A 10,730-nucleotide genomic window follows, 5' to 3' on the forward strand; every position below is an offset into this window, starting at 1 on the left:
TTGGTTCTGTATGAGTGTTTTATGTATGCTTTCTACAGTATAAACTTACCTTAAGAAAAAGGCAACTATTCTGTAAATTTACGAAAAATAGTTGCTGACAGCAGATGGGAAGTGTAAGATAAGATTGTTGTCTTATGCAGGAAAAGGAGAAAATTATGCAAACAGAAAAAAAGCAGGGTCTGACCCGGGATACCATTAAATACATAGCAATCTTCACTATGCTTCTGAATCATATCGCCAACGTGCTTCTGCCGGAAAACACGATCCTGTGGGAAGTGTTTATAGACATCGGTTACTTCACAGCCATCACCATGTGCTATTTTCTTGTGGAAGGTTTTTACTATACACATTCCCGGAGGAAATATGGCGAAAGACTTCTAATCTTTGCAGGAATCTCCCAGGTTCCCTATATGATGGCCTTTGATTTTTCACAGCTGAATATGATCTTTACACTGTTTATCTGCTTTATGATCCTGGTGATCCAGGACAAGATGATAGCAAGTAAGTGGAGGGTTCCGCTTACAATCATTCTGCTGGTACTGTCCATTTATTCGGACTGGGCAATCCTGGCACCTGTTTTTACTCTCTGGTTTCATGCAGGCTGGGGAAACAGGAAGAAAATGGTTCAGGCTTATGGAATCGGAGCAGTGCTTTTTGCAGCGTTTAATTACGCGTCTTATGCAGAAACTTTGCCGGCTGCACAGGCATTGTTTCATGCGATATTTTCAGCAGCTGGAATCGTAGTATCAGGAATTATCATTATCTGCTTCTATAATGGAGAAAAATCTGAAAAAGCACCGAAGTTTTCAAAGTGGTTTTTCTATATTTTCTATCCGGCACATCTGCTGATCTTAAGTTTGATCAAAATGTGGATCGTATAAAAGATGCTGAAAAAATGTATCAGATAGATTGCTGAAAATAAAAAGCATATCAGTAAAACATAGTAAGTCTGTAAGAAAATAAGAAAATTAAAGAAAAACTCTTGAAATCAAAAAAATTATCTGCTATGATAACTCCCATGACAAAGGCGTCTGGAAATTATATTTCCAGGCGCTTTTTGCGTTGCAGAAATAAATGAGGGAACCGAGGAGGAATGATTATGAATGCAGGAGATACTGGTTTTATGCTGATCTGTACGGCCTTTGTGTTTTTTATGACACCGGGGCTGGCATTTTTCTACGGAGGACTTGTCCGGAGAAAAAATGTTGTCAATACCATGATGGCGTGTGCAGCAATTATGGGTCTGTCCGTTGTGATGTGGACATTATTTGGTTATTCACTTGCCTTTGGCGGAAATCACGGTGGTGTTATCGGTGACTTCAGGTGGTTTGCCATGAACGGTGTCGGCTGGGAGCCAGGGCCCTATGCAGATACCATTCCGCATCTGGTATTTGCAGCGTTTCAGATGATGTTTGCCATGATCACACCGGCACTGATCACAGGTGCTGTTGTTGGAAGAATGCGTTTTAAAGCACTGCTTCTTTTTGTTGCAATCTGGTCTGTGATCGTGTATTATCCTATGGCACACATGGTCTGGGGAGACGGTGGATTTCTTGCAGCTATCGGCTCAGTGGATTTTGCAGGAGGAAATGTAGTACATATCAGCTCCGGCGTCAGTGCACTTGTACTGGCCATTTATCTTAAACAGAGACGCGGCTACGCAAAAGCAACCTACCGCACCCATAATATTCCATTTGTTTTCCTGGGTGCAGCCATGCTGTGGTTTGGCTGGTTCGGATTTAACGCAGGAAGTGCACTGAAGGCAGACGGTCTTGCAGCACATGCTTTTATGACAAGCAGTATTTCTTCTGCGTGTGCTTTGCTTACCTGGATGCTGATCGAAGTCATTCGTGAGGGAAAACCGACACTGGTTGGTGCATCTACAGGTCTTGTTATCGGACTGGTAGCAATCACTCCGGGAGCTGGATTCGTACCGGTTTGGGCATCTTTTATCATTGGAATCCTGGTAAGCCCGATCTGCTATTTTACTGTGATTCTTCTGAAGCAGAAACTGAAGATCGATGATGCGCTGGATGCTTTTGGCTGCCATGGTATTGGCGGTATATGGGGAGGAATCGCAACCGGACTTTTCGGAAAATCTTCGATCAATTCTGTTGCAAAATGGGATGGCCTTGTATTTGGAGATTACCGTCTGTTTCTGGCACAGGTTTTAAGTATTGTGATCACCATTGCTGTTGCCATTGTGGGAACACTGATCTGTATTGGAATCGTGCGTATTTTTACACCGCTTCGTGTAGATCCGAAGGAAGAACTGGTTGGTCTGGACGCATCCCAGCATGGAGAGAATGCATATCCGTCATTCAATGGATTTGACTGATAAGAGTTCATTTCCTGTTAATGTGAATGATGGTGTTAAAGAGGAGATTATAATATGTTGATTAAAATAGAAGCAATCGTAAGAGAAGAAAAAATGGAAGATGTCAAAGCAGCGTTAAATGACATCCAGGTAAACGGTTTTACAGTAACCCAGATTATGGGCTGCGGAACACAGCGTGGTTACACAGAATATGTCCGTGGTTCTAAAATCGATGTATTTCTGAAACCGAAGATCAAGTTTGAGATTGTAGTATCATCCGAAGACTGGGAGATTAAAGTCATTGATGCGATTCAGAAAGCAGCATTCACCGGTGACCCGGGCGATGGCAAGATCTTCAGCTACGAGATCCGAAATGCTGTCCGAATCCGAACCGGTGAGACCGGATATGATGCACTGCAGTCAGAGTTCTTTTAAAATAATAGAAATGTAAAAAAGATCCTTCTGGAAAACTGAGATATTCAGATTTTCAGAAGGATCTTTTTGCAGATAATTAACAATAGTCTTACTTTGATTTGGTGCAAACTTCTGCAGTTACATATAAGATAGAAAGGTATACAATAGATCAGTTAGATCACCAACCGGATAAAAAGTGCTGAAAGTATTTACGCTAAACTTCTGAAGAAAGGACTGGAACCGGATTTTGAGACTGCCAGAAAAAATCCGAACAATCAGCGAATGTGAGATCAGAATGCCTGTTATAAAAAAAAAAACGGAGAATTCCTGGAAAAAGAAGTTCGGGAATTCTCCGTTTTGTTGTTTGAGTCATTTCAGTCGGGCTCTATTTATTATGTGTTATACTCTGCTCATCAGCTGCAAAGATGACATTTCTCACAGGCAGACGGTGTGGCTGCACAACCGCCGAGAGCAGTTTCACGAAGCTCGGCAGGAAGTTTTTTGCCCACAGTATACATGGCATCGATCATCTCATCCAGCGGGATGAACTGGGGGATACCGGCCAGTGACATTTCCGCTGCGATTAGGGCATTGGAAACACCGGCTGCATTACGGTTCTGGCAGGGATATTCCACCAGGCCGCCTACCGGGTCACATACAAGACCGAGCATATTCATAAGAACGGTGGAAGCCGCATAGGTACACTGCAGCGGAGTGCCGCCAAGAAGCTCAACAGCAGCGGAAGCAGCCATTGCGGAAGCGATTCCGACCTCAGCCTGACATCCGCCAACAGCACCGGCAACTGTTGCATTACGCATGGCAAGATAGCCGATCGCGCCTGCATTAAATAGTGCCTGGCGGATTTTTTTATCGGAAAAGCCGTAGACCTCCTGAAGAGCAAGCATCATTCCGGGAACGATCCCGGCACTGCCGGCAGTAGGAGAGGCAACGATCAGTCCCATGGAAGCGTTGGTCTCAAGGGTTGCCATAGCGTAGGTGATTCCCTTTCCGAGAACATTTCCGCACAGGCTTTTTCCCAGGTCATGAAATTCGCAGAGCTTTCGGGCTTCACCGCCGATTAGTCCGCCCATAGATATCACCGGATCTTTGATGGGGGAAAAAGCAGCGTCCTTCATGATCTCCAGAACACGGTCCATGCGCTGGTCCACGATTTCAGCAGTGGTTTCACCGAGAAGGATCTCACGCTGGCGCATTACTTCGGAAATCGGAAGCTTTTTTTCCTGGCAGAGAGCAAGAAGTTCCTTGGCATTTTTGAAATCCATAAAACACATCCTCCTTTTCCCTACATCTGAACAACCATGACATCATGGATGTTGGTGTTCTGGTGAATGCTTTCTACGATATCTTCCGGGAGATGACCATCGGATTCCACGATCGTATAGGCTGTGGTTCCTTTGGATTCACGGAAGAGGCGCATGAAGGCAATGTTAATGTTACGTTCACTTAAGCATCTGGTGATGTAGGCCACAACACCGGGAGTATCCTGATGGATCACGATGATGGCACTGTATTCGCCGGTGAAATCCACTTTCACGTGGTTGATCTCCACAATGCGGACCTTGCCGCCGCCCAGCGATTCCCCCCGGACTGTCATTTCCTGTCCCTGTTCATTGACCATATGGATATCTACAGTGTTGGGATGGACATCGGTTTCCGCTTCATTTGGAGTAAAGGAAAAGTCGATCCCCTGTTCCCTGGCAATATCAAAAGAACTCCGTATACGCATGTCATCTGTGGAAAAGCCCATGATTCCGCCAAGGAGGGCACGGTCTGTACCGTGTCCCTTGTATGTTCTGGCGAAGGAACCATAAAGGATGAATTCCACTTTTTTCAGGGGCGGCGTGATCATCTTCTGGGCAAGGAAAGCAATACGCGCAGCCCCTGCGGTATGAGAACTGGAAGGACCGATCATGTTGGGCCCCATAACGTCAAATACACTGATAAAAGACATTTTGCTTAATTCTCCTGTGGTGTTTTTGCGATAAATTTCTTATAAATGGTGTCAACGATCACGCCGATGGCGTTGTCACCGGATACATTGCAGGCAGTTCCGAAGGAATCCTGAGTAATGTAAAGGGCAACCATGATAGCACAGATGGCACCGTCCGGATCACCGGCTTCTGCTCCGAATACCATATAAAGGAATGGAAGGGCAGTCATGATGGAACCACCGGGAGCACCGGGAGATGCAACCATGGCAACACCGAGAGTCATGATGAACGGAACGATGATCCCGAGACTGATGGGCAGCTGGTTCATAAGGCAGACTGCAGTAGCACAGGCTGTGATGGTGATCATGGAACCGGCCATGTGGATGTTTGCACAGAGCGGTACTACGAAGTTGCGGATCTGCTCACATACGCCATCCTTCTTTGCACATTCCAGGTTGACCGGGATGGTAGCTGCGGAAGACTGGGTTCCCAGAGCAGTTGTGTATCCCGGGATCTGATTTTTGATCAGAGTGAAAGGATTCTTTTTGCTGACAGTACCTGCGATCACAAACTGGATCGTAATGCAGATCAGGTGCATGATGATAACAACAAGGAATACCTTCCAGAGGATGCTTAAGATGGCAAAGGTTTTTCCGGAAATAGTCATATCTGTGAAGGTTCCGCAGATGTAAAGCGGAAGCAGCGGGATGATAATGGTATGAAGGACTTTGTCAATGATTTTGGAAAAGTCGCTCATTCCGTTATAAAGGCTGTTTCCCATTTCTTTTCCACGCATGGAAGAGAGGCACAGTCCCATGACAAAGGCAAGGGCAACAGCAGAAAGAGTATCCATGACCGGCTCCAGTGTGATAGAGAAAAATGGTGTCAGGGATGCGTCTGCGGTAGCTGCGATCTGATCCAGTGCACCTTCACTCATAAAGTGTGGGAACAGGCTGGATGATACCAGATAGGATGCGGAACCTGCGATCAGAGTGGAGCCATAAGCCAGAGCCACTGTGATCAGGAGAAGCTTCCCTGCACCCTGTGAAAGATCCGCAATACCCATGGTCACATAGGCAAGGATCATCAGCGGGATGACGAATTTCAGAAAGGTACTGAAAAATCCGGAAAGGGTTACAACAAAGCGACAGAAGCCTTCCGGAAGGAACTGGCCGAACAGGATACCTATGATGATGGCAATGATCAGCTTCGGCACAAGTCCGATCTTGATTTTTTTCTTTTCCATTTGGATTCTTTCCTCCTAAGTATGAATTTATTCATTTTGCACAAAAATACGATTGACGTCCTCGTGATTGTATTGTAACATTGACATAAAAATAAAGCAAATTCACAGATTTCATCATCACGATGAAAAAATTTCATAGAAAAAGGGAGAAAATAATGGAAATCCGTCAGTTGGAGACGTTTGTACATGTAGCACAGCTTCAGAGTTTTTCCAGGGCAGCAGAGGTTCTGGGATACACCCAGTCAGCGATCACTGTCCAGATCCGTCTTCTGGAAAATGAGCTGGAAACAAGACTTTTTGACAGAACCGGAAAGCGTGTGGTGCTTACTCCGTCCGGAAAAGAGTTTATGGAGCATGCAAGCCGGATCTTATATGACGTAAATAAAGCAAAAAAATCAATGAATGACGATGCGGAACTGAAAAATCCATTGCATATCGGGACTATTGAATCTCTCTGCACAGCAAAGCTTCCGGCTGTTCTCAGCAAATTTCGTGAGTTTCACCCGAAAGTAAATATGCAGGTGACTATTGATACACCGGAGCAGCTGATACGGATGATGGAGCATAACGGGCTGGATCTTATTTATATACTGGATACCCCAAGGTGGGACCAGAACTGGGTGAAGGTCATGGAGAAGGCGGAGCCGGTAGTATTTGTGGCCTCTGCAGATTCGGAGTTTGCGGGAAAGACGCTGAAGATGGAGGATATCCTGGAAGAGCCTTTTTTTCTCACGGAAAAGAATGCCAATTATCGGCAGGCCCTAGATCAGCAGCTGGCGCTTAAGAAGCAGGCCCTGTCACCGGTACTGGAGATCAGCGATACCGCTTTCATCATCCGCATGCTGGAAAAGAACCACGGACTTTCCTTTCTTCCCTATCTGGCTGTGGAGCGGGATATCCGGAAAGGAAGAATTGCCCTTTTACATGTGGAAGATGTGGAGATATCCATGTACCGACAGATCTTTTACCACAAAAATAAGTTTAAGACGAGAGAGATGGAGGAATTCATCCGCCTGGCGGCAGAGTGAAAGGCAGAGCTTGTAAAAACAAATAAAATGTGGCACTATAAAAGAAAAAAGCATAGGAGAGAAAAATGGATTTTATTGAAGAAGCAAAGAAGCTTGGCTTTTCCGATGCAGCGGTCATGAAAACCGATAAGCTGGTGTTTGTGCCGGAATACCGTGTTTTCTGTGAAGAAAATGCTTGTGGTAATTATGATAAAAATCCTGCATGTCCACCGGAAAGCGGGACTGTGGAAGAAATGAAGGAACGTGCCCTGGATTATGAGAACACCCTGGTGCTCCAGACGACGCAGGACAGACTCATGGATTACAAAAAAGCCAAGCTTGCACATAATAAGCTGACAGAGCAGCTCTCAGAGAAGATGAAAGAGTGCGGAAAAACAGATATTCTGATCATGAGCGCCGGACCGTACAAGCATAATTCCTGTATGTCTGCCTATTGTGTGGATGCGCAGAAGATGGCAGATGCTGTGGGAATGCAGTGCTGGACCAATGATGGAAAGTTCCGGTATTTTTCGCAGATCCTTTTTCGAGAGTAGAGTAGCGCTTTTTTTATACATTTTTTGTATAAAAACTGGACATATTGTCAGGAAAAGGGTAAATTTATTTTGAAATGATCAAACAGGAGGGAAACCAGAATGGAGAAATCAACAGTTTATTTCACTGATTTTCGTTGCCCGGTGGGAACCAGCCAGCTGGACAAACTGAAAAAACTCTGTGTTGCCGCAGGAATCAAAGATATCGATATGGATGGAAAATTCGTAGCCATCAAGATGCATTTCGGAGAGCTTGGAAATATGGCATTCCTTCGTCCGAACTATGCGAAGGTAGTCGCAGATCTTTGTAAGGAGCAGGGCGGAATGCCGTTCCTGACAGATTGTAATACTCTTTATCCGGGAAGCAGAAAGAACGCACTGGAGCATCTGGACTGTGCAAATCTTAATGGATTTAACACGATCACGACCGGATGTCAGATCATCATCGGTGACGGAGTTCGAGGAACCGATGAAGTAGAAGTTCCGGTAGTGAACGGAGAATACTGTAAAACTGCCTTGATCGGACATGCTATCATGGACGCAGATATTTTTATCAGTCTCAGCCATTTCAAGGGACATGAGGCAACCGGCTTTGGCGGCGCCCTGAAGAATATCGGTATGGGCTGCGGAAGCCGTGCCGGAAAAATGCAGCAGCATGCCAGCGGAAAGCCGGCCATCCATGAAGATGTCTGTCGTGGCTGCCGCCGCTGTGCGAAAGAGTGCGGAAGTGATGCGATTACATATGTAAACAAGAAAGCAGTTATCGATTACGATAAATGCAAAGGCTGTGGCCGCTGTATCGGTGCCTGCAGCTATGATGCCGTATATAATCCGAATAGCAGTGCAAACGAGCTTCTTGACCGCAAGATGGCAGAGTATGCACAGGCTGTCTGTCACGGACGTCCCCATTTCCATATTGCACTGGTACAGGATATCAGCCCTAACTGTGACTGCCATGGTGAAAATGATGCGCCGATCCTTCCGGATATCGGAATGTTCGCAAGCTTTGACCCGGTTGCACTGGATCAGGCCTGTGCAGATGCCTGCCTGAAGGCAACACCGATCGCCAACAGCCAGCTTGGAGAGCATCTGGCAGAGCCGGGATGGCACTGTCATCATGACCATTTTAAGGATTCCAATCCGAATATTGAGTGGAAGGCAACTCTGGATCAGGCAGAAAAGATCGGCCTGGGAACCAGGGAATATGAGCTGAAGATAATCAAATAAGCAACAGAAATTATATAAAATCACGAAAGCACGCCTGTAACATGGCGTGCTTTTTTGCGCGAATTGAGAATTATAAAATAGAAAAAACGGATAAAAACGGTATTTTAAATAAAAAATATATGCGTGCATATGCGTGCCTAAAAGACGAGCATTGTGAATAATATATAAAGAAATAACAGGAAAATTTGGACATAAACGAGAAAACAGAAAAAGCTGTAAATTTATATTGCATAATAAGATTGCGTGTGATAACATACATACAATATAATTAACACGCATTTGGCACGCAAATGAAGAATAATAGCACGCGAATAAAAGAATATCAGGGATAAGCAGAGCTAATGTGCAGGAAAACGTGCAGATCGTGAGTACAGAAACAGGCTGCATTCTGTGAGCAGAGAGTACAGAGCAGGCCGGAAATCTTTTTCAGAGGAGGAAATTATGACAGGAATACAGAAAAAACAGCGTTTGCTGACTATGATATTCGGAGCTTTCGCGATCTTTTTTACCGGATATCCCCATGTATGGTCTATTTACCAGCCCTATGTGATGGAGCAGGCAGGCTGGAGTCAGGGACAGGCATCCATGTGCTTTTATCTGGCACTGAGCACCTTTGTATTCGGAAATATCGTAGGCGGAAGGATGCAGAACCGTTTTAAGGAAAAGACGATCGTATGGATCGGAGGCGGGATCTTTGCGGCAGGAATCCTGGCATCCGCATTTCTGATCGTTCCCATACCGCTTCCTATGTATCTCTCCTATGGAGTGATGCAGGGATTTGGACAGGGAATGATCTACACGGTGATCCTGGCAACCGTGCAGAGATGGTTCCCGGACCGTACCGGATTTGCTTCCGGCGTTGTGGTAACTGCCAACGGACTTTGTGGATTTTTCCTGGCGCCGCTGAGCAGAAAACTGCTGGAGACAGCCGGTGTACAGAAAACACTTCTTATTATTGGAACTGCCATTACAGTTTCCTGGATACTATGCGGAATTTTCTTCCAGGCGCCGGCAAAAAATCTGATGAATGTACAGGCTTCCGCCGGAAAGAAAGCAGCTGAACCGGAAATAAAACAGTACACATCTGCAGAAATGGTGCGTACAAAGAATTTTTATCTTCTCCTTGCTACTATGTTTTTTGGATTGACCTCGTATTTTATGGTTTCACCGGTATCTCAGACCTATCAGATCGACCTTGGAATTCCGTCTGCAATGGCAGTTAGTGCAGTGATGCTTGGTTCTATTGTAAACGCTGGCGCAAGACTGGTGCTTCCAACACTGGCAGATAAAGCAGGCAGGATCGTCTGCATCAAAGGAGTGCTGATCGTGGCAGTGATCGCTATGGGAGTTCTCGCTGTATCAAGCTCCCTGGCAGTAACGGTTGCTGTTGTGCTGATGTACGGCTGCTACGGAGGAATCATGGGAAGCTTCCCGTCTCTGACAAGCTCTATTTTCGGAATGAAGCACACCGGAGAAAATTACGGATTCGTCATGTTCGGTATCGTATTTGCAACCTTTGGCGCACCGGCGATCTCCGGTCTGGTGAGCAGCAAAGGCTATGAGATGAACGTGGTATTTGGAATCGGAGCTGTTTTTGCAGTGATCGCATTTGTATGCCTGACTCTGCTTGGACGGAATCTTGTGAAAGAGCATGCCGAAAAATCTGCCGGAGTAAAGAATGATACAGCACAGGTAAGCAAAACACAGGCAGAATAAGTCTGAATGTAACTGGATGCAGAGCTGTATCAGCTGCCGGATCAAAGACAGCTGACTGAGAATCAGAAAACAGAAAAACCTGGAAGAAATAAAATGCCTGTGGCTGATTTCTTCCAGGCTTTTTTTGAGTTGCAGGGATCAGATATTTCTGCTAGGATAACGAAAGGATGAGAAAATCAGATATTGTTTTTGACTGTTTATGCAAGTGATTGAAGATGGACAAAATAGTAATTGTATTAACTGATGAACAATGGTATAATACAAATATGAACACAACATATAAATCAAACAACAATGTCG

General features: G+C 45.3%; 10 protein-coding genes. 7 read left to right on the top strand and 3 right to left on the bottom strand.

Annotation, left to right across the window (positions count from 1 at the left end; translation table 11 throughout):
* Positions 1–155: 155 nt before the first annotated feature.
* The 3 genes from DW694_RS11895 to DW694_RS11905 all read left to right on the top strand — a co-directional run bounded on the left by DW694_RS11895 (position 156) and on the right by DW694_RS11905 (position 2,752).
* Positions 156–881 carry a TraX family protein gene (locus DW694_RS11895; protein WP_182465503.1) on the top strand — a complete coding sequence of 242 codons (726 nt, stop codon included), beginning with the start codon at positions 156–158 and terminating at the stop codon, positions 879–881.
* Positions 882–1,093: 212 nt separating this feature from the next.
* Positions 1,094–2,338, top strand: coding sequence for an ammonium transporter (locus DW694_RS11900; protein WP_353615814.1), 1,245 nt, complete (start codon positions 1,094–1,096; stop codon positions 2,336–2,338).
* Positions 2,339–2,392: 54 nt separating this feature from the next.
* Positions 2,393–2,752 carry a P-II family nitrogen regulator gene (locus tag DW694_RS11905; protein WP_118753070.1) on the top strand — a complete coding sequence of 120 codons (360 nt, stop codon included), beginning with the start codon at positions 2,393–2,395 and terminating at the stop codon, positions 2,750–2,752.
* Between the two features lie 392 nt (positions 2,753–3,144).
* On the opposite strand, the gene sdaAA is transcribed toward DW694_RS11905, so the two are convergent.
* From sdaAA to DW694_RS11920, 3 genes are read right to left on the bottom strand one after another with little or no spacing between them, the layout of a single operon-like run.
* The gene (gene sdaAA, locus DW694_RS11910) at positions 3,145–4,014 is read right to left on the bottom strand and encodes an L-serine ammonia-lyase, iron-sulfur-dependent, subunit alpha (protein ID WP_015527274.1); all 870 of its coding nucleotides are present in this window, start codon (positions 4,012–4,014) and stop codon (positions 3,145–3,147) included.
* A gap of 20 nt (positions 4,015–4,034) precedes the next feature.
* The gene (gene sdaAB / locus DW694_RS11915; RefSeq protein ID WP_118753071.1) at positions 4,035–4,703 is read right to left on the bottom strand and encodes an L-serine ammonia-lyase, iron-sulfur-dependent subunit beta; all 669 of its coding nucleotides are present in this window, start codon (positions 4,701–4,703) and stop codon (positions 4,035–4,037) included.
* Positions 4,704–4,708: 5 nt separating this feature from the next.
* The gene (locus tag DW694_RS11920) at positions 4,709–5,929 is read right to left on the bottom strand and encodes a dicarboxylate/amino acid:cation symporter (RefSeq protein ID WP_118512825.1); all 1,221 of its coding nucleotides are present in this window, start codon (positions 5,927–5,929) and stop codon (positions 4,709–4,711) included.
* 155 nt (positions 5,930–6,084) lie between these two features.
* Here DW694_RS11920 and DW694_RS11925 point away from each other — a divergent pair, with 155 nt between their 5' ends.
* The 4 genes from DW694_RS11925 to DW694_RS11940 all read left to right on the top strand — a co-directional run bounded on the left by DW694_RS11925 (position 6,085) and on the right by DW694_RS11940 (position 10,430).
* Complete coding sequence (locus DW694_RS11925; protein WP_118753072.1) at positions 6,085–6,957, top strand: LysR family transcriptional regulator; 873 nt, start codon at positions 6,085–6,087, stop codon at positions 6,955–6,957.
* Positions 6,958–7,022: 65 nt separating this feature from the next.
* Positions 7,023–7,490, top strand: coding sequence for a DUF2284 domain-containing protein (locus tag DW694_RS11930; RefSeq protein ID WP_118512823.1), 468 nt, complete (start codon positions 7,023–7,025; stop codon positions 7,488–7,490).
* Between the two features lie 99 nt (positions 7,491–7,589).
* Positions 7,590–8,714, top strand: coding sequence for a DUF362 domain-containing protein (locus DW694_RS11935; protein WP_118512822.1), 1,125 nt, complete (start codon positions 7,590–7,592; stop codon positions 8,712–8,714).
* A 441-nt stretch (positions 8,715–9,155) separates the two neighbouring features.
* Positions 9,156–10,430, top strand: coding sequence for an MFS transporter (locus DW694_RS11940; RefSeq protein WP_118753073.1), 1,275 nt, complete (start codon positions 9,156–9,158; stop codon positions 10,428–10,430).
* Positions 10,431–10,730 lie beyond the last annotated feature (300 nt).

Source organism: Ruminococcus sp. AM26-12LB (assembly GCF_003480785.1).
Classification (GTDB): domain Bacteria; phylum Bacillota; class Clostridia; order Lachnospirales; family Lachnospiraceae; genus Blautia_A; species Blautia_A fusiformis.